The sequence below is a fragment of the uncultured Massilia sp. genome (assembly GCF_913773735.1).
In the GTDB taxonomy this organism is placed as follows: Bacteria; Pseudomonadota; Gammaproteobacteria; order Burkholderiales; family Burkholderiaceae_D; genus Telluria.
On the sequence record NZ_CAJYEB010000036.1, the window covers coordinates 1 to 20,005 of the forward strand.

General features: G+C 70.7%; 20 protein-coding genes. 6 read left to right on the forward strand and 14 right to left on the reverse strand.

The window, feature by feature from the left end; genetic code table 11:
• Nucleotides 1-325 precede the first annotated feature (325 nt).
• Nucleotides 326-1,735, forward strand: a complete 1,410-nt coding sequence (locus tag QZ749_RS18500) for a pitrilysin family protein (RefSeq protein ID WP_296949735.1) — start codon at nucleotides 326-328, stop codon at nucleotides 1,733-1,735.
• Between the two features lie 11 nt (nucleotides 1,736-1,746).
• Nucleotides 1,747-3,162, forward strand: a complete 1,416-nt coding sequence (locus QZ749_RS18505; RefSeq protein WP_296949737.1) for a pitrilysin family protein — start codon at nucleotides 1,747-1,749, stop codon at nucleotides 3,160-3,162.
• A gap of 75 nt (nucleotides 3,163-3,237) precedes the next feature.
• Here QZ749_RS18505 and QZ749_RS18510 read toward each other — a convergent pair whose 3' ends face one another.
• The 7 genes from QZ749_RS18510 to QZ749_RS18540 form a co-directional block, all read right to left on the reverse strand.
• A complete protein-coding gene (locus QZ749_RS18510) occupies nucleotides 3,238-3,426 on the reverse strand; it encodes a hypothetical protein (protein ID WP_296949739.1) in 189 nt (62 codons plus the stop codon).
• 84 nt (nucleotides 3,427-3,510) lie between these two features.
• A complete protein-coding gene (locus QZ749_RS18515) occupies nucleotides 3,511-5,430 on the reverse strand; it encodes a response regulator (RefSeq protein WP_296949741.1) in 1,920 nt (639 codons plus the stop codon).
• Between the two features lie 10 nt (nucleotides 5,431-5,440).
• Complete coding sequence (locus QZ749_RS18520; RefSeq protein ID WP_296949743.1) at nucleotides 5,441-6,769, reverse strand: sensor histidine kinase; 1,329 nt, start codon at nucleotides 6,767-6,769, stop codon at nucleotides 5,441-5,443.
• Nucleotides 6,770-6,774: 5 nt separating this feature from the next.
• The gene (locus QZ749_RS18525; RefSeq protein WP_296949744.1) at nucleotides 6,775-7,800 is read right to left on the reverse strand and encodes a SpoIIE family protein phosphatase; all 1,026 of its coding nucleotides are present in this window, start codon (nucleotides 7,798-7,800) and stop codon (nucleotides 6,775-6,777) included.
• A complete protein-coding gene (locus QZ749_RS18530) occupies nucleotides 7,788-8,255 on the reverse strand; it encodes an anti-sigma regulatory factor (protein ID WP_296949746.1) in 468 nt (155 codons plus the stop codon). The genes QZ749_RS18525 and QZ749_RS18530 overlap by 13 nt, the downstream gene beginning before the upstream one ends.
• Nucleotides 8,255-8,611 (reverse strand): STAS domain-containing protein, encoded by a 357-nt coding sequence (locus QZ749_RS18535; RefSeq protein ID WP_296949748.1) that lies wholly within the window; start codon nucleotides 8,609-8,611, stop codon nucleotides 8,255-8,257. Before QZ749_RS18535 ends, QZ749_RS18530 begins: the two co-directional genes overlap by 1 nt.
• A gap of 10 nt (nucleotides 8,612-8,621) precedes the next feature.
• Nucleotides 8,622-9,491 carry an STAS domain-containing protein gene (locus QZ749_RS18540; protein ID WP_296949750.1) on the reverse strand — a complete coding sequence of 290 codons (870 nt, stop codon included), beginning with the start codon at nucleotides 9,489-9,491 and terminating at the stop codon, nucleotides 8,622-8,624.
• A 346-nt stretch (nucleotides 9,492-9,837) separates the two neighbouring features.
• On the opposite strand from QZ749_RS18540, the gene QZ749_RS18545 reads away from it, so the two are divergent.
• A complete protein-coding gene (locus QZ749_RS18545) occupies nucleotides 9,838-10,617 on the forward strand; it encodes an IS1595 family transposase (RefSeq protein ID WP_296949753.1) in 780 nt (259 codons plus the stop codon).
• A 152-nt stretch (nucleotides 10,618-10,769) separates the two neighbouring features.
• Entirely contained in the window at nucleotides 10,770-11,645 is an 876-nt protein-coding gene (locus tag QZ749_RS18550) for a DMT family transporter (RefSeq protein WP_296949754.1), read from the forward strand.
• Here QZ749_RS18550 and QZ749_RS18555 read toward each other — a convergent pair.
• The 3 genes from QZ749_RS18555 to QZ749_RS18565 all read right to left on the reverse strand — a co-directional run bounded on the left by QZ749_RS18555 (nucleotide 11,620) and on the right by QZ749_RS18565 (nucleotide 15,478).
• On the reverse strand, nucleotides 11,620-12,837 hold the full coding sequence (locus QZ749_RS18555) for an aminotransferase class V-fold PLP-dependent enzyme (RefSeq protein ID WP_296949756.1): 1,218 nt from the start codon (nucleotides 12,835-12,837) through the stop codon (nucleotides 11,620-11,622). The two genes, QZ749_RS18550 and QZ749_RS18555, sit on opposite strands and share 26 nt — an antisense overlap.
• Nucleotides 12,838-12,933: 96 nt before the next feature.
• A complete protein-coding gene (locus QZ749_RS18560) occupies nucleotides 12,934-14,133 on the reverse strand; it encodes a glycerate kinase (RefSeq protein ID WP_296949758.1) in 1,200 nt (399 codons plus the stop codon).
• A gap of 10 nt (nucleotides 14,134-14,143) precedes the next feature.
• Nucleotides 14,144-15,478, reverse strand: a complete 1,335-nt coding sequence (locus QZ749_RS18565; RefSeq protein ID WP_296949760.1) for an MFS transporter — start codon at nucleotides 15,476-15,478, stop codon at nucleotides 14,144-14,146.
• 241 nt (nucleotides 15,479-15,719) lie between these two features.
• Between QZ749_RS18565 and QZ749_RS18570 the strand changes: the two genes are divergently transcribed.
• Complete coding sequence (locus QZ749_RS18570; RefSeq protein WP_296949761.1) at nucleotides 15,720-16,889, forward strand: sugar diacid recognition domain-containing protein; 1,170 nt, start codon at nucleotides 15,720-15,722, stop codon at nucleotides 16,887-16,889.
• Between the two features lie 54 nt (nucleotides 16,890-16,943).
• On the opposite strand, the gene QZ749_RS18575 is transcribed toward QZ749_RS18570, so the two are convergent.
• From QZ749_RS18575 to QZ749_RS18590, 4 genes are all read right to left on the reverse strand, one after another.
• Complete coding sequence (locus QZ749_RS18575; RefSeq protein WP_296949763.1) at nucleotides 16,944-17,312, reverse strand: VOC family protein; 369 nt, start codon at nucleotides 17,310-17,312, stop codon at nucleotides 16,944-16,946.
• Between the two features lie 76 nt (nucleotides 17,313-17,388).
• Nucleotides 17,389-17,796 (reverse strand): hypothetical protein, encoded by a 408-nt coding sequence (locus QZ749_RS18580; RefSeq protein ID WP_296949765.1) that lies wholly within the window; start codon nucleotides 17,794-17,796, stop codon nucleotides 17,389-17,391.
• A 70-nt stretch (nucleotides 17,797-17,866) separates the two neighbouring features.
• The gene (locus tag QZ749_RS18585) at nucleotides 17,867-18,670 is read right to left on the reverse strand and encodes a Mut7-C RNAse domain-containing protein (protein WP_296949766.1); all 804 of its coding nucleotides are present in this window, start codon (nucleotides 18,668-18,670) and stop codon (nucleotides 17,867-17,869) included.
• 7 nt (nucleotides 18,671-18,677) lie between these two features.
• Complete coding sequence (locus QZ749_RS18590; RefSeq protein WP_296949767.1) at nucleotides 18,678-19,430, reverse strand: DUF72 domain-containing protein; 753 nt, start codon at nucleotides 19,428-19,430, stop codon at nucleotides 18,678-18,680.
• A 111-nt stretch (nucleotides 19,431-19,541) separates the two neighbouring features.
• On the opposite strand from QZ749_RS18590, the gene trxC reads away from it, so the two are divergent.
• Entirely contained in the window at nucleotides 19,542-19,991 is a 450-nt protein-coding gene (trxC, locus tag QZ749_RS18595; protein WP_296949769.1) for a thioredoxin TrxC, read from the forward strand.
• Nucleotides 19,992-20,005 lie beyond the last annotated feature (14 nt).

Below are 20,005 nucleotides of genomic sequence, written 5' to 3' on the forward strand. Positions count from 1 at the left end.
CCCGAGCGCCGTGCACAGGCCCGCAAGCGCCAGTCCGAGCGAAAACACATTGTTCATCCACATCTCCCGCATGCCGTTGCCGTTTCCAGAAAGTCCATGCAGATACATTAACGTCAAGGTCCATCCATGCCCAGCGAAATGCGACGAACTGCAAAAACGCCGCCCCGAGCGACGGCATGGCGGGACAGGCATGCGATTTCATATATTGGAATGTTGGCATGCATTAAAAGAAATAATTACTTTATTGCATTTTGTTACGTTAAGATGAAACGTCCGGCCACGGCCGGAACACTCTGCAATCCAGACAACGAGGACATCAATGCGCATGCGCAAAATCTGCCTGTCACTGGCTGGCCTGTCGCTGTCGCTCTCCGCGTACGCCGCGAGCAGCGACCAGTGGAACCTGCCTGTCAACGTCAAGAAGCTCGACAACGGCCTGACGGTCGTCGTCTCCGAGGACCACAGCTCGCCGACCGTCGGCGTCTCGGTGGTCTACCACGTGGGCATGCGCCTGGAGCCGCGCAACCGCACCGGCTTCGCCCACCTGTTCGAGCACCTGATGTTCCAGGGCACCCCGAACGCGCCCAAGGGCACGTTCGACCGCACCATCACCGGCGGCGGCGGCCGCAACAACGGCTCGACCCGTCCAGACTTCACCAACTACATCGAGACGGCGCCGGTCTCCTCGCTCGAGCCGATCCTGTGGCTGGAAGCGGACCGCATGAAGACGCTCGACTTCAACCCGGCCACGCTGAAGAACCAGCAGGACGTGGTCAAGGAAGAAATCCGCGTCAACGTCAAGAACCAGCCCTACGGCGGCTTCTACTGGATCGACATCAGCCAGCTGGCGTTCAAGAAGTGGGAGAACAACCACGACGGCTACGGCAGCTTCGAGGACCTCGAGGGCGCCAGCCTGGACGACGTGCGCGCCTTCCACCGCGACTACTACGGCCCGAACAACGCGGTGCTGTCGATCGCCGGCGACGTGACCCCGGCCCAGGGCTTCGCGCTGGCCCAGAAATACTTCGGCGGCATCGCCACGCGCCCGACGCCGAAGCCTACCGATTTCAGCGAAGGCCTGAACACCGAGGAAAAACGCATCGAGCAGAGCGACGAGCTGGCCCAGGTGCCGGCGATCGCCGCGGCCTGGAAGGTGCCGGAACGCGGCTCCAGGGACCAGGCGCCGATGGCCGTGCTGGCCGAGCTGCTGGCCGGCGACGACGCCTCGCTGTTCTACCAGGGCATGGTCAAGGGACGCGAGATCGCCCTGAACGTGTCCGGCAGCTTCGGCCTGACCGGCCCGTTCGAGTACGCCGGCCCGACGCTGTTCACCGTGTTCGGCCTGTACAAGCCCAATTCCAGCGCCGACGCCATGCTGGCGGCGATGGACGAGGAGATCGCCAGGGTCGCCAAGGGCGGCGTCGACGACGCCACCCTGAAGCGCGTCAAGACGCGCATGCTGGCCGACTGGAACAACCGCCTGGAAAACTTCCTGAACCGCGCCGACACCCTGGCCAAGCTGCAGACCCTGTGGGGCGACGCCAACGTCGTCAACAAGGTGCCCGGCTGGATCGAGGGCGTGACGTCCGCCGACATCCAGCGCGTCGCCGCCACCTACCTGGTCAAGACCAACCGCACCGTGATCGACCGCAAGCCCGCCGCCAGGCCCCCCGCGGCACCGGCCACGCCGAGCCCGGCCAACGCGGCAGCGACCGCGCCGGCAGACAAGAAATGAGGAGCGCATCCATGAAGACACCGATGCTGACACTGGCCGTCGCCGCCCTGTTCGCGACCGGCTTCGCCCCGGCATTCGCCGCCGACGCCCCGGCGTCCGCCATGCCGGCCTACGGCAAGGACAAGCCCCTGCCGACCCCGCACATCGCCAAGAAGACGCTGGCCAACGGCCTGCAGGTCTGGGTCGTGCCGCGCGACGGCGTGCCGCGCGTGGACATGGTGCTGGCCGTGCGCGGCGCCGGCTACGGCGCTGACGACGTCGCCCATGCGGGCTTCGCCAGCATGCTGGCCGGCCTGCTCAACGAGGGCACCGCCAAGCGCGACTCGCGCGCGATCGCCGAGGCCGCGCAGGGCCTGGGCGGCTCGGTCGCCGCCGGCGCCGGCAACGACGGCATCACGGTCTCGGCCAACGCCCTCGCCTCGCAGGCGGCGCCGATGATGGCGCTGCTGGCCGAAGTGACGCGCACGCCGTCGTTCCCGGCCAAGGAAGTCGCGCTGGCCAAGGCCAACGCGCTGCAGGCGCTGCGCGTGGCCGAGACGCAGCCACGCTTCCGCGCCGAGCGCGCGCTCAACCGCGCGGTCTACGGCGACCATCCGTACGGCCACACCGATCCGACCGTCGAGTCGATCAACGCGACCACCGAGGCATTGCTGCGCAGCGAACATGCGAAGCGCTTCCGCCCGGAACGCGCGCTGCTGGTGATCGCCGGCCGCATCAAGGAAGCCGACGCGCTGAAGCTGGCGCAGCAGGCGTTCGGCGACTGGAAGGCCAGCGGCGCCGCGGCGCCCGAGATCGCCAAGGCGCCGGCCGCCGCCAGCCCGGCGCGCATCGTGCTGGAACGCGCCGGCAGCGTGCAGTCGACGATCCGCCTGGGCAGCCCCGGCATCGCCGCCACCAACGCCGACCAGATCCCGCTGCGCATGGCCAGCACCATCCTGGGCGGCGGCTTCTCGAGCCGCGTGAACATCAACCTGCGCGAGGAAAAGGGCTACACCTATGGCGCCTCGGCCGGGGCGCGCCTGCTGCGCGACGGCGGCGCGATCGTCGGCGGCGCCGACGTGCGCAACGAGGTGACCGGGGCGGCGCTGACCGAGTACTTCAACGAGTACAAGCGCATCGGCACCGAACTGGTGTCGCCGGAAGAAATGCAGATGCACAAGCGCTACGTGGCCGGCGGCTACCTGCTGAGCAACCAGATGCAGCGCGCCGTGGCCGCCACGCTGGCGTCGAACTGGCTGGTGGGCCTGCCGGCCGAGTTCCTCGGCCAGTACGTGCCGCTGATCGACAAGGTCACGCCGGAGCAGGTGCGCGACGTCTCGAAGAAATACTTCGCGGCGGACAAGCAGTCGATCGTCGTGGTCGGCGATCCGAAGGCGGTGGGCGAGCAGCTGAAGGCCTTCGGCGAATTCACCGTCACCGACAAGTAAGCGCGGCGCGCGCGCCGCTGCGCGGACGCGACGAAGCCTTCCGGGCGCGAGCCCGGAAGGCTTTTTTGATGCCGCTTACTTCTTGGCGGACTGCTTCGAGCCGCCGCCGGACGACTGCTTCGTCTCGCCGTGCTCGGCGCGCTGCTTGTTGACGATGCGCGAGGCGACTTCCTCCTCGCGGCCGGGGTAGCGGTGTTCCTTCTTGAACTCGGTTTCGAGCTTCTTGTACTCGCGTTCGCGTTTCGGGCTGGCGCCACGGGGCATGACGACCTCCATCGTTGCTGTCGATGGGGTCCAGCCTAGACCCGTTGCGGGTCGCGGTTCGTGCGGTGACGCACGCTCGGCGAATCAGCCCTGCAGCGCCTTGTCGAGGTCGTCCAGCTCCGCCGGCTTGACCAGGTGCGCGTCGAACCCCGCCTCCTGCGCCTTGCGCCGGTCCTCGGGCGAACCGTAGCCGGTGTGCGCCACCAGGCGGATCGAACCGAGCTGCGGATGGCGCTTGAGCATGCGCGCCAGTTCGTAGCCGTCCACGCCGGGCAGGCCGATGTCGAGCACGATCACGTCCGGACGGCGCGCGCTGGCCAGGTCGACGATCTGCGAGGCGTCGGCCGTGGTGACGGCGTCGTAGCCCATCTCGGCCAGCAGGAAGGCCATCATTTCCATCGCATCGACGTTGTCGTCGACCAGCAGCACGCGGCGCTTGCGGCCCTGCTGCGCGGTCCCGTCGTCCCCGGCCGCGGCCGGCGGCAAGGCGTCCTGGCCGGCCTGGGCGGCGGCATCGCATGCGCTCGTGCGCAGCACCGGCAGCTCCACCGTGAAGGTCGAGCCCAGGCCGATGCCGGGGCTGGTCGCCGACAGGCGCCCGCCGTGCATCTCCAGCAGGCGCGATACCAGCGACAGGCCGATGCCCAGTCCTTCCGGGGCGCGGTCCGGCGGCACCGCGGCCTGGGTGAACATGCCGAAGATGCGCGACAGGTTGTCCTCGGCGATGCCGATGCCGTTGTCTTCCACGGCGATGCGCACCACGTCGTCGTGCAGGCTCACCGCGACCTGGATCAGGCCGCCCTTGGGCGTGAACTTGGCGGCGTTGTGCAGCAGGTTGCCCATCGACTGCGCCAGGCGCACGGGGTCGCCCTCGACCCAGACGCATTGCGGCGGCTCGCGCACGTCGAGCCGGTGCGCGCGCGCGGCGATCAGGGGACCGGCCGTCTCGACGGCCTGGGCGATCACGCTCTTGATGTCGACCTCTTCGCGGCGCAGCGCGATCTTGCCTTCCGAAATGCGCGCGACGTCGAGCAGGTCGTCGACCAGGTGCGCCAGGTGGTCGACCTGGCGCGTGATGACCTCGCGCGCGCGCGCCTGGCGTTCCGCCCCGTCGGGACCGCCGGCGCCCAGCAGCGCGGCGGCGTTGCGGATCGGCGAGAGCGGATTGCGCAGCTCGTGCGCCAGCGTCGCCAGGAACTCGTTCTTGTTGCTGTCGGCCGCGCGCAGCAGCCCTTCCATTTCCTTGCGCTGGGTGATGTCGCTGGTCATGCGCGCCACCCGGTAGACTTCGTCGCGCCGGTCGCGCACCGGGAACAGGCGGTCGCGCACCCAGCGCAGCGACCCGTCCGGCAGGACGATGCGGAACTCGGCGTCGTAGTGTGGCATGTACTGCAGCGCGCTCCACAGCGCCTCGATGCCCGGGCGGTCGTCGGGATGCACGGCGTCGAGCCAGCTGCCCGGCGCCTGCTCGAGCGAGGCGACGCTGCGGCCCCAGGTGGACGCGTAGGCGGGACTGACGTATTCGAGGGTGCGGGCGGGCACCGAGAACATCCAGAACACGTCCTCGATGTTGTCGGTGAGCTGGCGGAAGCGCTCCTCGCTGTCGCGCAGCGCGTTCTGGGTCTGGCGCATGCGCAGCAGCGCGTTGACGTTGGCGACCAGCTCGTCGGCCTCGATCGGCGCCGCCAGGTAGTTGTCGGCGCCGCCTTCCAGGCCGCGGATCTTGTCGGCGCGCCCGGTCAGCGCGGCCGACGTCTGCAGCACCAGCACCAGTGCACTGTCGGGATCGGTCTTGATGCGGCGGCAGACCTCGATGCCGTTGATGTCGGGCAGCTTCACGTCCAGCAGGACCAGCGCGATGTCGCCGCGCTTGACGAGGTTCAGCGCGTCGGTACCGTTGCTGGCCTCGAGCACCGAAAAGCCCGCGCCCTGCAGGATGCGGGTCTTGGCGTAGCGGGCGCCATCGTTGTCGTCGACATTCAGGATCAGGGTGGAAGTCGTCATCGTAAGTCCGTCAGTTGCCATCTGCCGCCGCGCCGTGCCCCGGGAACTGGCGCGGCAGTACCAGCCGGAAGGTCGAGCCCACGCCCGGCTCGCTGCTCACCTCGACCCGGCCGCCGAGCAGCCCGGCCAGCTTGCGGCACAGCGGCAGGCCCAGGCCCGTGCCCTTGCTGCGCCGCTGCAGCGGATGCTCGATCTGGCTGAATTCCTCGAAGATCAGCTGCAGGTTCTCCGGGCTGATGCCGATGCCGGTATCGGCCACCTCGAACGCGATCGCCGCGCCGCCGGCTTCGTGCACGGCGGCGACGCGCACCGAGCCCTGCTCGGTGAACTTGAGGGCGTTCGAAATGAAATTGCGCAGCACCTGGGCAATTTTACCCTCGTCCGACTCGAATGCCTCATCGACGTCGGTGGATTCGAACACGAGGTCGACGCGGGCGCTGTCGACCAGCGGCCGCAGCATGCCCTTGAGGGTGCGGAACAGGTTCTCGACGACCACCGGCGCGGTCTGCACCTCGACCTTGCCGGCCTCGATCTTGGCCAGGTCGAGCAGGTCGTTGACCAGGTCGGACAGGTCGTTGGCGGCCGTCTCGATGTAGCGCACCTGGCGTTCCTGCTCCTGCGTGAGGTCGCCGTCCATGCGGTCCAGCAGCAGCTTGGCCAGTGCGCGGATCGAGGACAGCGGCGTCCTCAGCTCGTGGCTGGTGTTGGACAGGAAGCGCGATTTCATCTCGTCGGCGCGGCGCAGGCGCTCGGCCTTGTCCTCGATCTCGGCGTACAGCGCGACGATGCCCCGGTTGGTGTCTTCCAGCTCGCGCGTCAGCGACAACAGGTCCTCCTGGCGCTCGCGCAGCTCGGCCAGCGTGGCGACCAGCTCGCGGTTCTGCAACTGCACCTCGAGGCTGGTGTTGGCCACCGGGCTGTCCTTGGCCAGCTGGTCGGCGATCTCGCCCAGGCGCGTGCCGCCCACCGGCGCCTGCGGCGGCAGCGCCTTGCGCATGACGATCGCGGCCGGGCCGTGCGCGCCCTGCTCCACCGTGCAATCCTCCATCAGGCGGTGCGCGGTGACGATGGCATCGTCCGGCAGCGGCCCCGGCGCCGCGCTGCCGGCGCCGATGGTCACCTGCAGGTGCTGGCGCCGCTCGACGTCGGCGATGCCGAACGTGGCGCGCCCGCCCGCGCCGAGCTGGCAGGCGCCGCGCGCCGCCTCCGAGACCGCGGTGGCGATGCGCACCTGGTCCTGCTGCGAAAAGCCGAGCAGGTGCGAGATCTGGCGCGCACGCTGGCGCACCAGCACCACGTCCTGTTCGTTGGCGATGCCGATGTTGAGGATGCGCTGCATGTGAATTATCCTTTCCTGCGTGCCACCAGCACCATCGCGTCGTCGCGGCGGCGGATGAAGTCGCGCATCAGCACGGCGGCCACGATGGCCGGCGCATGCCCGACCAGGCCGGGGTAGGCGGCCAGGTCCCACTGGGTCTGCAGGCCGTCCGAATGCAGCACGCACAACGCCCCCGGCGGACACGCGACCGCGAATTCCTGCACCTTGCGCATATTGTGACCGACGATGCCGTTGTGCGATACCAGCGCGCGCCGCACGGTGCCGTCCAGCACCAGCCCGCTGACGTTGCCGACGCCGGCGAACCGCAGCTGGCCGCTGGCGTCGTCGATGCGCGCCGCCGACACGGCCGCGCCGCGCGTGAGGCGCAGCAGGTCGTGCGCCGCCTGCAGCACGTCGGCCGGCGCGGGCGACGCGTTGCGTCCGAGCGCCTCGATGGCGCCGGCAGCCGCCTTGGCCGCCTCCGGGCCATGCCCGAGGCCGTCGGCGCCCAGCAGCGTGGCGCCGTCCGCGTCGCAGCGCACGGCCCAGCCGTCGCCGCAGGCGTCCTCGCCGGCCAGCGGGACGCACAGCGCGCCCACCTCGACCGCGCGCGACGGGGGCGGCGCGGCGCCCTGCCAGATGCGCATGAAGAACACCGCGCCCTTGCCGCGCATGCTCCAGACGTCGAACACGTCGGCCTGGCGGCGCAGCGCCCCCAGGCCGTTGCCGGCGGTGCCGGCCGTGGACACGCCGTCCTGGATGCTGAACGCGAGGTCGGCGATGCCGGGACCGGCATCGGCCGCCACCACGTCCACGCCCACCGTGCCCGCGCCCGACTGGCTGCGCATGATGTACACGGTGCCTTCGCCGGCGTGCTTGAGGATGTTGGTGGCCGCCTCGGTGATCACGATCGCCAGGCGGCCGGCCTTGACGTCGTCGAAGCCGAGCGCGTCGGCCAGCTTCTGGCCGGTCCGGCGCGCGGCGGAGACATCGCTGGCATGGTGGATCGGAAAGACGTACTGCGGGAACAGAGAACTGATCAGCGTTTCCATTTGATGACCGCTACGGCCGTGCCCTCTCCCGGTCGCGAATCGATGTCGAACTCGTCGACGAGGCGCTTCGAGCCGCCCAGGCCGAGGCCGAGGCCCCCGCCGGTCGTGAAGCCGTCGCGCAGCGCCTGCGCGATGTCGGCGATGCCCGGGCCGCTGTCGACGAAGACCAGGCCGACGCCCCGCTGCAGGCCGTCCTCGAACATGTCGAGGTAGGCGTCGCCGCCGCCGCCGTACTTGATGGTGTTGCGCGCCAGCTCGCTCGCCGCCGTCACCAGCTTGGTCTGGTCGACCAGGGACAGCTTGATCGCGATCGCGCGCTCGCGCACGTGGCGGCGCAGCGCGACGACGTCCTCGTCGCTGCGCAGCGGTAGCACGGTACGGCCGGTACGCAACTGGCGGCGCCGCTCCAGCAGGCTGGACTCGAACGCGGCCGCGTTGTCGAGAACTGGGCTCATCAGAAGTCGGTCTTTCCTAACAGGGTCATGCCCTTCTCGACGTTCAGCGCCGTCTTCACGCCGTGCAGGGTCAGGCCCAGTTCCACCAGCGTGATGGCGACGGCCGGCTGCATGCCGACGACGACGGTCTCGGCGTCGAGCACGCGCGCCATCGCGGCCGTGTTGCTGATCATGCGGCCGATGAACGAGTCGACCAGGTCCAGCGCCGAAATGTCGATCAGGACGCCCTTGGCGCGGTCGCGCACGATGCGCTCGGTCAGGTCGTCCTGCAGCGTCATCGCCAGGCGGTCGTGCATGTCCACCTGGATCGTTACCAGCAGCAGGTTGCCCATGCGCAGGATGGGGATGCGTTCCATGTCCCGCTCCTTATGCCTTGCCGGCTTCCTTGACCACCGCGGTGCCGGTGCGCGCGAGCGCGACCAGGAAGGCGTCGGCCAGGGTTGCCTTGGTCATCACGTCTTCCAGGTTCACGCCCAGGTGGACGATGGTCTGGGCGATCTGCGGGCGGATGCCGCTGATGATGCAGTCGGCGCCCATCAGGCGCGCGGCGGCGATGGTCTTCATCAGGTGCTGGGCGACCAGCGTGTCGACGGTCGGCACGCCGGTGATGTCGATGATGGCGATCGAGGCGCCGGTGTCGACGATCTTCTGCAGGATGTTTTCCATCACCACCTGGGTGCGCGCCGAATCCAGCGTGCCGATCAGCGGCAGCGCCAGGATGCCGTCCCACAGCTTGACGACCGGCGTCGACAGCTCCAGCAGCTCCTGCTGCTGGCGCACGATGATCTGGTCGCGGGTGCGCTGGAACGCCTCGATGGTGTACAGGCCCAACTGGTCGAGCAACGTGGTGACGGTCCAGGAGGCCTCGCCCAGCGCCTCGGGATCGGCCGCGAAGCCGCTGCGCAGTTGCGCGAACAGCGGTTGCTTGAGCGAGAAGACGAAGGTCGCCGTCTCGCTCGGGGTCGAGCCGCTCTTGGCGCGCGTCGCCGAGATTTCACCCAGCAGGTCGCGCACTTCGTCCCAGGCGCGGTGCTCGATGTTGTCCAGCACGCCACTGCGGGTGGCATTGACGAAGGCGGCCAGGAATTGCTGGCAGTGGGTACGCAACTGCTCGCGCGAGACGACGTTCGAACGCATCGTCAGCGCTTCCAGCTGGCTGATCCATTCCTTGCCGATCTCGGCCTGGTGGTCCTGGATGAGCTGGCTGATGCGGGTCGCGTAGTCCTGAGTGGTCATCGATCGGTTCCTTTGTCTTGGTGAGAATGTGCCCTTGTGACGTACATACGTCGAGCATTCTGTCAAATGACCAACTATACCATTCCTTGCCATGACAACACGACACGATTGCCGTTGTTCCCACTATTATTTTGCATCGTCGAAAAGCGTCGCGATCGTCGCGACAGCCCGTGGCAGGGTGCGCCCCGGTCCCGTCCCCGGCGCGCCTCGATCGCGTGCGGATTGTAAAATGCGCCCGTGCTCGGCGCACCCATGAAAGAAAAGGCGCTGTTCGCGTTATTTGTGCGAACCATCCGCTGCGGTGGCAGTCTCACCCATTGTCGAGGTAACGCATTGGGAGACGGCAATGCACGCTCTGGCGTTCGACGACGTGTTTGCCGCACTCGAAGCGTTGCCGCTGTGCACGCAGGATCTCGTGCGCCCGCGCCTCAAGGAGACATGGCTGGCGTACCTGCAGTGCGTGCTGGAATCGCGTACCGTGCGCGACGCCGCGGCCGTGACGGGCGTGCACCGCACCACCAGCTTTCGCTGGCGTCACCGATTCATCTCCGGCGCCATACACGAACGCGCGCCGACGCTGTCGGCCATCGTCGAGGCGGACGAGACTTACCTGCTCGAATCGCAGAAGGGATCGCGCACGCTGGACCGTCCAGCGCGCAAGCGCGGCGGCGTCGCCAGGCGCCGCGGCATCAACCGCGACCATGCATGCCTGCTGGTGGCGCGCGACCGCAGCGGACAAACGCTCGATTTCCATACCGGGCGTGGGCCGGTGACGGCGGCGCAGCTGGAGCGCTGCCTGCGGCCCGTGCTGGCGCCCGACGTCCTGCTGGTCAGCGATGCGGCGCAAGCCTACAAGACCTTTGCCGCCAGGGCGGGCATCACGCACGAGGCGGTCAACCTGCGGGCGCGCATCCGCACGCGCGGCGCGATCCACCTGCAGAACGTGAACGGCTGGCACAGCCGCTTCAAGACCTGGCTGCTGTGCTTTCGCGGCGTGGCCAGCCGCTACCTGATCGACTACTCGGGCTGGCAGCGGATATTGGACGACAAGCGGTTGACGACACCGGCACTGCTCTTGCGGGCAGCGGTCCAGTTCGGCAAGCGGCTGGACAGGAAACGCAATTAACGCGAACAGCGCCTTTTTTTTCGGCCCTGCCTAAGGCATGCTAGGATTGCCTTGGAACCCTAATGCCCGGCGGGCACGTTTGCGGCATGCCGGCGCATGGTGGGCACAGCGTGCCCACCCTACAAAAGCAAGAATTCCAAGGAGACTCCAGCATGGACGATGCCCAGGCCGCCCCCGCGGTCCGGCGTGGCGCGGCGCCGGCCACCCTGGCCGGCCTCACCTGCCTCGCGATGGCGGCCTTCGCGGCCAATTCGCTGCTCGCCCGCGCCGCCTTCCAGACCACCCCGATCGACGCCGCCTCGTTCACCGCGATCCGCCTCGCCAGCGGCGCCGTGACCCTGCTGCTGATCCTCAAGTGGCGCGGCGGCCGCCTGGCCGACACCAAGGCCGGCTGGCAATCGGCCCTGCTGCTGTTCACCTACGCGGCCGCCTTTTCCTTTGCCTACCGCGACATCGGCACCGGCGCCGGCGCGCTGGTGCTGTTCGCGTCGGCGCAGTTGCTGATGATTTCCTACGGCCTGTTCCAGGGCGAACGCGCCAGCCCATGGGGACTGCTGCTGGCGCTGGGCGGGATGGCGGCCTTCCTGGCCCCGTCGGCCTCCGCGCCACCGCCGGGCGCCGCCGCCCTGATGGCGCTCGCCGGCTTCGCCTGGGGCGGGTTCTCGCTGCTGGGCCGCGCGAGCGGCGAGCCGGTCGCCAGCACGGCCGCCAGCTTCCTCTGGTCGCTGCCCTGCGCGCTCGTGCTGGTGCTGGCGCGGGGCGGCCACGCGCACCTGGACGGCACCGGCGCCGTCTACGCCCTGCTGTCGGGCTGCCTGGCCTCTGCCATCGGCTATGCGATCTGGTACTGGGTGCGCGTGCGCATTCCCGCCATCAGCGCCGGCGCCGTCCAGCTGTCGGTGCCGGTGATCAGCGCCGGATTCGGCGTGGCCCTGCTGGGCGAGCGCGTGACGGCCAGGAGCGCCCTGTGCGCGCTGGCGACGCTGGGCGGCGTGGCCTGGGTCACGCTGACGGCGCGCAAGCGCTAGCCGCCAGCGCCCGGATCGCCGCCACCAGCGCATCCAGCTCGGCCGGCGTCGTGTACAGGTGCGGCGTCACCCGCACGACGTCATCCTCGCCCAGCCTGCGCACCACCGTGTAGATGCGGTGCGCCGCCATCAGGCGCGCGGCCACGTCGTGCGCCGCCATCCCCGCGATGCCGAAGCTGGCGATCGCGCAGCGCCGGCGCGCATCGCGCGGGCTGAAGAGGCGCACGCCGGGCACGTCGCGCACCCGGTCCAGCCAGTAGCTGCCCAGCCAGCGCAGGCGCGCCTCCTTGTTGGCCGCGCCCACCGCGTGGTGGAAGGCCAGCGCCTCCTCGACGGCCAGGATCGGCGCCGGCGGCACCGCGCCCACGTGGGCCAGCTTCCAGATGTCGCCGGGCGCATGGCCGACGTCGCCGTACAGCGGCGCGATGTCGGCGATGCGTTCGCGCGCGATGTACAGCAGGCCCGTGCCGAGCGGCGCGCCGACCCATTTGTGCAGGTTGAAGGCGGCGAACTGCGCGCCCAGCTGCGGCACGCGGTAGTCCAGCTGGGCCAGCGAATGGGCGCCGTCGACGATGCAGTCCACGCCGCGCGCGCGCGCCATGGCGGCGATCCGCGCCACCGGCAGCACCTGGCCGCTGCGGTGCACGATGTGGGTCGCCAGCAGCGCGCGCGTGCGCGGGCCGATGGCCGCGTCGTAGCGTGCCACGACCTCGTCGTCGCCGGCCGGGTCGAGCGGCACGTCGACGTACACCGGCACGATGCCCTTGCGCGCCGCGAGCATCTGCACCGTGTCCAGCGCGCTGTCGTAGTCGTGGCGCGCCAGCACGACCTCGTCGCCGGGAGCGAACGGATAACCCTGCAGCAGCACGTTGAGCGACTCGACGGCGCTGCGCGTGACCAGCAGCTCGTCCGGACCGGCGCCGGTGAAGGCCGCCAGCGCCCCCATCACCCGCGGCATCAGCGCGGGCAGGCGCTCGCGCAGGAAGTAGGCGCCCTCGGCATCGACCTCGTCCTGCCAGCGCCGCAGCGCCGCGCGCACGGGACGGGCCGGCATGCCGAAGTAGCCGTTCTCGAGGTTGATGAAATCGGGCGACGGCGCGTACTGCGCGCGCACGGCGCGCCAGAACGCCTCGTCGTCGGGCGCGACGGCGGCGCCGGGCGGATAGTCGGGGTGGATCGGCGGCGTGGACAAGCGGACTCCCTGGGCGGATGACGGCCTGCCATCTTAACCGACGACGGCGCCCGGGCGCCCGGGCGCTCGGGCGCGAGGGTGCCGAGTGCCGCGTGCTCAGGCGCCCCGGTCGCGCCCCGCGCCGCCGCGCGGCCCCAGCGCCATCCCCAGCCTGAGCGCGGCCCCCACGTTGCGCGCCGCGCTGCGCAGGTTGTCCTCGGCCGCCGCCAGCGCCTCGGCCACCGTGCACGGCCGCGCCACCGCCGCGAACACGGCGTCGATGCCGTGGGCGTGGACGGCGCCCGCGTCCGGCGCCAGGCAACCGCCGATCGCCAGCACCGGCTTGCCGTGGCGCGCGGCCACCTTCGCCACGCCCATCGGCGTCTTGCCGCTCACGGTCTGGCCGTCGATGCGCCCTTCTCCCGTCACCACCAGGTCGGCGTCGCGCACGGCGGCATCCAGGCCGACCGCCTCGGCGACGATGTCCACGCCCGGACGCAGGCGCCCGCGCAGGAACACCACCATCGCCGCCGCGATGCCGCCGCCGGCGCCGGCGCCGGGCATGGCGGCCACGGACCGGCCGAAGTCGCGCTCGACGATGGCGGCGTAGTGCGCCAGGGAGGCGTCCAGCTGCGCCACCATGTCCGGCGTCGCGCCCTTCTGCGGGCCGAAGATGGCCGAGGCGCCGCGCGGGCCGACCAGGGGATTGTCGACGTCGCAGGCGATCTGGAAGTCGCTGGTGCGCACGCGCGCGTCCAGGCCGTCGGCATCGATGCGCGCCAGCCGCGCCAGTGCGGCGCCGCCCGGTCCCAGTTCCTTCCCGTCGGCGTCGAGCAGGCGCACGCCCAGCGCCTGCAGCATGCCGGCGCCGCCGTCGTTGGTGGCGCTGCCGCCCACGCCCAGCACGAAGCGGCGCGCGCCGGCGTCCAGCGCCGCGCGGATCAGGTCGCCGGTGCCGCGGCTGGTGGCCGTGCGCGGGTCGCGTCGCTCCGGCGGCACCAGCTCCAGCCCGCTGGCGGCGGCCATCTCGATCACCGCCAGGCCGCCGGTTTCGGCCTGCGCGCCGACGTTCCCGTCAATGTGCCCATAGAACGCGGGCACCGGCGCGCCCAGCGGTCCCGTGACCATGTGGGCGATGCGGCGCCCGCCGGTGGCGTCGATCATCGCCTGCACGGTGCCCTCGCCGCCGTCGGCCACGGGCACCTTGACGATGTCGGCGTCGGGGAATGCCGCGCGCAGGCCGGCCTCGATGGCGGCGGCGACCTGCAGCGCCGACAGGCTTTCCTTGAACGAATCCGGCGCGATGACGATCTTCATGGCGTTCTCCTCAGCGGTTGACCAGGCGGCCCGGGATGCGCAGCACCAGCGCGGCGCCGACCAGCATCACGCTCGACAGGATGTACAGCGCGACGTCGGTGCTGCCGGTGGCCTGCTTGATCCAGCCGACCAGCATCGGACTGACGAAGCCCGCCACCTGTCCCAGCGAATTGATCAGCGCCAGCCCGCCCGCGGCCGCGGCGCTGCCGAGGAAGGCGGCGGGCAGCGGCCAGAACATCGACAGCGCGGCCAGCGCGCCCATCGTGGCCAGGATCAGGCCCGCCATCACAACGACGATGCTGCCCGAGAAGTTCGCGGCCAGCACCAGGCCCGCCAGGCCCAGCAGCATTGGCCCGGCCACGTGCCAGCGGCGTTCGCGGCGCGCATCGGCCGAGCGGCCGGCCAGCACCATGAACACGCCGGCGAACAGGTAGGGGATGGCGCTGAGCCAGCCCACCGTCGTCGGACTGCCGACGCCCAGCCCCTTGATGATCGACGGCAGCCAGAAGTTGATGGCGTAGACGCCCATTTGGATGCTGAAATAGATCGCCCCGAGCATCCAGACGTGGCCGTTGCGCAGCACGCTGGCGAACGAGTGCACGGCGTGGGCGCTGGCGCGGCGCGCCTGCTCGTCGGCGTCGAGCGCGGCCTGCATCGCGCGCTTTTCGTCGGCATGCAGCCACGGCGCCTGGTGCAGGCCGTCGGACAGCAGGAACAGCACGGCGATGCCCAGCAGCACGGTCGGCAGGCCCTGCAGCAGGAACAGCCACTGCCAGCCGGCCAAGCCGCCCTGGCCGGCCGAGAAATGGCTCAGCATCCAGCCCGACAGCGGACCGCCGACGACGCCCGAGACGGGTATCGCCGACATGAACAGCGCCATCACCTGGCCGCGGCGCTGCGTGGGGAACCAGTTGGTCAGGTAGAACACGATGCCCGGGAAGAAGCCGGCCTCGGCCACGCCGGTGAGGAAGCGCAGCACGTAGAACGCGGTCGGGCCGCCGACGGTCATCATCGCGGCCGACAGGCCGCCCCACAGCACCATCATGATCGCGATCCAGCGCCGCGCGCCCAGCTTGTGCAGGATCAGGTTGCTGGGCACGCCGCTGGCGACGTAGCCGAGGAAGAAGATGCCGGCGCCGGTGCCGTAGACGATCTCGCTCATCCCGAGGGCGTCGAGCATTTCCAGCTTGGCGAAGCCGACGTTGACGCGGTCCAGGTAGTTGAACAGGTAGCACACGAAGATGAAGGGAATCAGGCGCCAGGTCGCCTTGCGGTACCCCCGGGCGAGGATACCGGGATCGGGGGCGTGCGGCGCGTGCGCGCCGGCGCCGATGGTCTTGCGCATATTTGTCTCCGGAATATCCGCCATCACGCCGGCGGTTGTCTGCATTATCCTCCGCAGGACGCGGCAAAGCCTCGGCGGCCGGCACGATGGCAGCCGCGATTTTATGCGCGGTTTTTGTGCAAGTGCACGATGGACGGAAACGAGCGGACGTGATGGCCCGAGGATTCCTGGCGCTTGGCACAATCGACCCGATGGGATACAGTGCCCCATCGCCGTCCGGCCGCCAGCGACCCGCGCCTCCATGATCGAACTCAGCCCCCGCCTTGCCCAGGACATCGTCACCCGCACGATGCGCATCATTCCCTTCAACGTCAACGTGATGGACGCGCGCGGCGTGATCCTCGCCAGCGGCGACCCGGGCCGCGTGGGCGAGCTGCACGACGCCGCCCTGCTGGCGCTGACGCGGCGCGCCACCGTCGAGGTCGACGCCGCCGCGGCGCCCCACCTGCACGGCGCCCGGCCCGGCATCAACCTGCCGCTGGTCGTCGGCGGGCAGTTGTGCGGCGCGATCGGCCTGAGCGGCGCGCCGGAAGCCGTGCGTCAGTTCGGCGAACTGGTGCGCCTGACGGCGGAGATGATCCTCGAGCAGGCCCGGCTGGCCGGCGAACTGCAGCGCGACAGCCGCCACCGCGAGGCGCTGGTGCTCGGCCTGATCCAGGGCGACGGCGACGCGCGCGCGGAACTGGACGCCTGGGCGCGCCGCCTGGGGCTGGACGTGCGCCGCGCGCAGGCCGTGTTCCTGGTCGAACTCGATGCCGGCGCCGGCGCCGACGATGCCGGCGCGACGGATGCGGCGCTGGCCGCGCTCCAGCGCCTGCAGCTGGCGCTGGTCGAGCGCGCGCCGGGCCTGCTCGGCGCCATCGCGGGCCCGCGCGAACTGGTGCTGCTGGAAGCCGTCGACGCCGGCCCCGCCGATGCGGCCGCGGCCGAGCAGCACGCGCGCAAGCGCCAGCAGGCGCTGCACGCCGTCGTCGGCGCCCTGCTGGACGTGCCGTTCACGCTGACGCTGGGCCTGGTGGCGAGCGGGATCGGCGCGGCCGCGATTTCCTGCGAGAGCGCGCGCGCCGCGGCCCGCATCGGCCGCCGCCGCGATCCGCGGGCGCGCAGCCACAGCTACTACGACCTGGCCCTGCCCGTGCTGCTGTCGGGCCTGGGCACCGGCTGGCAGGCCGGGCAGTTACGGCGCCCGCTGGCTCGCCTGGAGGGAGACCGCAGCGCGGCGACCCTGCGCCGCACGCTCGACGCCTGGTTCGCCCACGGCGAGAGCGCGACGGCGACGGCGGCATCGCTGCACATCCACCGCAACACGCTCGACTACCGGCTGCGCCGCATCGAGGAACTCACGGGACTGGACCTGGCGCGCAGCGAGGACCGCCTGCTGTTGTACGTGGCGGCGCTGCTCGGCACGTAGGGTGGGCAACGCCACCGCGCCGGAAGCGACGCCGCCGCGGGAGCGCTGGCCACCTCACGTCCGCGCTGGCGGCTCCCACAGCTCGACCTGGTTGCCTTCCGGGTCGATGACCCAGCCGAACTTGCCGTAGTCGCCGTCGTCCGTCTTGTCCAGCACCTGGCAACCCTCGTCGCGCAGGGCCTGCAGGAGCGCGGCCAGGTCGGCGACGCGGTAGTTGATCATGAAGGACGTGGTGCCGGGCGCGAACCGGTCGTCGCCGGGCCCGCCGATGGACCAGGCCGTGGTGTCCGCGTCCGTGCCCGTGAACGCCGCGCCGCCCCAGGCCTGGACGTCGATGCCGAGGTGGCGCCGGTACCACGCGCGCAGCGCCTGCGGATCCTTCGCCTGGAATACGATGCCGCCGATGCCGGTAACCCGTGTCATGCCGCCTCCGTGATGTGCGTGGACATGGCAGTGTACGGCATCGTTTCGCGCCTGCCAACCGGCATGGCGGACGGCGTCAGGACGCGCCGAACAGGCCGTCGGCGTCGAGGATCGCCCAGGCGACCTCGGGCCGGCGGTCGAGCATGCGCCGCACGGCGGCCGGCACCGACTGGCGCACCTTGCGGCACAGGCCGGGCTGCTCTTCCAGGCGGATCACGATGCCGCGCACCGTGCGCACCTCGTGCGGGCCGGGCACGATCGTCAGCGCGGCGCCGAGGTTGCGTTCGACCAGCCGCTGCACATGCAGCAGGTCGGCATAGGTATCGACGCGCTCGATGCGCGCGATCAGGCGCGCCTCTTCCGCGCGCGTCAGGCGCAGCGGGCGCTGGTCGGCCGCCGGGTCGTCCTGCAGGCGGTCGCGCTCGCAGGTGCAGGAACCCGGCGGACACTCGACGCGGATGGGGATCGGTACGCTCTGCAACATGGAACCGGTGCTCGCTGGACTCGGCATGACGTTGTCGGTCATCGCTCCTCGAATGGAAAAGTAGTGTAGCTCAACGCGGCGTGGCGCGCCGCGGCATGTCGTCGTCCGCGGCGTCGTGCATGGCGTCGTCCATGACGTCACCCATGGCCGCTTCCAGCATCGCCTTCATGCGCTGCCAGTGCGAGCCCTTCCAGTAGACCCGCCCGCAGCGGTCGCAGGTGCGGAATGCGTCGCGGGTCGCGCGCACCATCGGCGGCAGCCGGGCCAGCACGGCATCCTTCGGGACGCTGCGCAGCGGCGCATTGCAATGCAGGCACAGCGTGAACGGCCGGGCGCGCGCGGCCAGCCCGAAGCGCTCGGCCACGTCGGCCAGCTGCGCCGGCGCGGCCCGGGCGCGCACCCAGGCGCCGTAGGCGACGCCGCGGCGCTTGAGCAGCTCGCGGTCGCGCGTCAGCACGATGCGCCCCTCGTCGCCGGCCAGCGCCGCGATCTCCGCGCCGGCCAGCGTGTTGCGGTAGATGGTGTCGAAGCCCGCCATTCTCAACAGGCGCGCGAGCGCGCCCAGGTGGGCATCGGCGACGAAGCGCAGGCGCCCCGGCGGCTGCGCCGTCGTGCGCACCAGGTCGGCCACGTCGAGACGGTGGAAGCGCGGGTAGACGGCCACCCGGTCGCCCTCTTCCAGCAGCACGTCGAGCCCGGCGGACCGGCCGTTCACCAAGACCAGCTCGACCTCCGTGTGCGGCACGCCCAGCGCCTCGATCATGTGCTTGGCGGTGGCATGCCGGGCGCACGGAACGGTGACGTCCCCGCCGCGCCGGTCGCGCGCGAGGAGATCGTTCAGTCCGGCGTAGAAGCGGAAGGTGGCGGCGACCATGGCGGGTTCAGGCGGCCGTCCCGCCCTGCAGCACCGCCAGCGCGTTCGGCACCGAATGGCCCTCGGCGGTGTTGTCGAAGATGCACCAGGCGTCGGCGCCGCCCGCGCGCGCCGCCTCCACCTGGAGCGCGATGCGCGCCAGCGCCTCGGGCGGATACGGCGAGTAGTAGACGCGCGGCGTGCCGTGCAGGCGGATGTAGGCGGCGTTCGCCGTCGGCACGTGCTCGCCCGGCTGGCCGGCCGGCGGATCGGCGATCACGCGCGCGACGCCGTGTTCGCGCAGCAGCGCCGTGGCGGCCGCGCCGAACCACGTAGGGTGGCGCCCTTCCAGCGCCAGCAGGCAGGCGAAGCGCGCGCGCAGGCGCGGCAGGAAGGCGCGCACCACGTCCTCGTCGAACGCGCCGCTGGGCGGCAGCTGCACCAGCACGCAGCCGAGCTTGGCGCCGAGTCCGCCGGCCTCGCGCGCGAAGCGGTCGAGCAGGTCGTCGGCATCGCGCAGGCGCGCCTCGTGCGTGATCGCCTTGGGCAGCTTGACGGAGAAACGGAAGTCGTCCGGCACGCTCGCGGCCCAGCGCGCGTAGGTCGCAGGCTGGTGCGGCCGGTAGAACGAAGAATTGATCTCGACGGCCGGAAACACCGCCGCATAGCGTTCGAGGTGGCTGCCCTCGGCCGGAAAGGCGGCGGCAACTTCCTTGTTCAAGCCCCAGCCGGCGCAACCGATCAGGCGCCTGCCGGGGCGGGTGGATTGCAATTTGCTCATTGGGACCCATTTGGGGGACATGCGCCCGGCACCCGATGATATACCGGACGGCGCCGCCACGGCGCACGCCGTGACCGAGACAAAGAACACCAGCACACAGGAGGATTTCCCATGACCGACCCGCAGCAATTCCACATCGTCTGTCCGCACTGCGCGGCCGTCAACCGCGTCGCCGCGGCGCGCCTGGCCGACAAGCCCGTCTGCGGCAAATGCGCGCAGGAGCTGTTCGTCGGCAAGCCGCTGGACGTCGACAGCGCCGGTTTCGACCGCCACGTCGGCCGCAACGACATCCCCGTCGTGGTCGATTTCTGGGCGGCGTGGTGCGGACCGTGCCGCATGATGGCGCCGGCCTACGCCCAGGCCGCGACGCGCCTGGAGCCGCGCGTGCGCCTGCTCAAGGTTGACACGGAAGCGTCGCAGGACCTGGCGGCGCGCTACGCCATCCGCAGCATCCCGACGATCGCGCTGTTCCAGGGCGGCCGCGAGATCGCGCGCCAGGCCGGCGCGATGGATGCCGGCAACCTGGTCGCGTGGGTGCAGTCGCATAAACAGGCCGCCTGAGTCGCCGTCGGGTT

Bases quoted from the DNA above. Each gene is read 5' to 3' on its own strand.
- QZ749_RS18500 (WP_296949735.1), top strand. From the start codon at position 326: ATGCGCAAAATCTGCCTGTCACTGGCTGGCCTGTCGCTGTCGCTCTCC.
- QZ749_RS18505 (WP_296949737.1), top strand. From the start codon at position 1,747: ATGAAGACACCGATGCTGACACTGGCCGTCGCCGCCCTGTTCGCGACC.
- QZ749_RS18510 (WP_296949739.1), bottom strand. From the start codon at position 3,426: ATGCCCCGTGGCGCCAGCCCGAAACGCGAACGCGAGTACAAGAAGCTC.
- QZ749_RS18515 (WP_296949741.1), bottom strand. From the start codon at position 5,430: ATGACGACTTCCACCCTGATCCTGAATGTCGACGACAACGATGGCGCC.
- QZ749_RS18520 (WP_296949743.1), bottom strand. From the start codon at position 6,769: ATGCAGCGCATCCTCAACATCGGCATCGCCAACGAACAGGACGTGGTG.
- QZ749_RS18525 (WP_296949744.1), bottom strand. From the start codon at position 7,800: ATGGAAACGCTGATCAGTTCTCTGTTCCCGCAGTACGTCTTTCCGATC.
- QZ749_RS18530 (WP_296949746.1), bottom strand. From the start codon at position 8,255: ATGAGCCCAGTTCTCGACAACGCGGCCGCGTTCGAGTCCAGCCTGCTG.
- QZ749_RS18535 (WP_296949748.1), bottom strand. From the start codon at position 8,611: ATGGAACGCATCCCCATCCTGCGCATGGGCAACCTGCTGCTGGTAACG.
- QZ749_RS18540 (WP_296949750.1), bottom strand. From the start codon at position 9,491: ATGACCACTCAGGACTACGCGACCCGCATCAGCCAGCTCATCCAGGAC.
- QZ749_RS18545 (WP_296949753.1), top strand. From the start codon at position 9,838: ATGCACGCTCTGGCGTTCGACGACGTGTTTGCCGCACTCGAAGCGTTG.
- QZ749_RS18550 (WP_296949754.1), top strand. From the start codon at position 10,770: ATGGACGATGCCCAGGCCGCCCCCGCGGTCCGGCGTGGCGCGGCGCCG.
- QZ749_RS18560 (WP_296949758.1), bottom strand. From the start codon at position 14,133: ATGAAGATCGTCATCGCGCCGGATTCGTTCAAGGAAAGCCTGTCGGCG.
- QZ749_RS18565 (WP_296949760.1), bottom strand. From the start codon at position 15,478: ATGCGCAAGACCATCGGCGCCGGCGCGCACGCGCCGCACGCCCCCGAT.
- QZ749_RS18570 (WP_296949761.1), top strand. From the start codon at position 15,720: ATGATCGAACTCAGCCCCCGCCTTGCCCAGGACATCGTCACCCGCACG.
- QZ749_RS18575 (WP_296949763.1), bottom strand. From the start codon at position 17,312: ATGACACGGGTTACCGGCATCGGCGGCATCGTATTCCAGGCGAAGGAT.
- QZ749_RS18580 (WP_296949765.1), bottom strand. From the start codon at position 17,796: ATGTTGCAGAGCGTACCGATCCCCATCCGCGTCGAGTGTCCGCCGGGT.
- QZ749_RS18585 (WP_296949766.1), bottom strand. From the start codon at position 18,670: ATGGTCGCCGCCACCTTCCGCTTCTACGCCGGACTGAACGATCTCCTC.
- QZ749_RS18590 (WP_296949767.1), bottom strand. From the start codon at position 19,430: ATGAGCAAATTGCAATCCACCCGCCCCGGCAGGCGCCTGATCGGTTGC.
- trxC (WP_296949769.1), top strand. From the start codon at position 19,542: ATGACCGACCCGCAGCAATTCCACATCGTCTGTCCGCACTGCGCGGCC.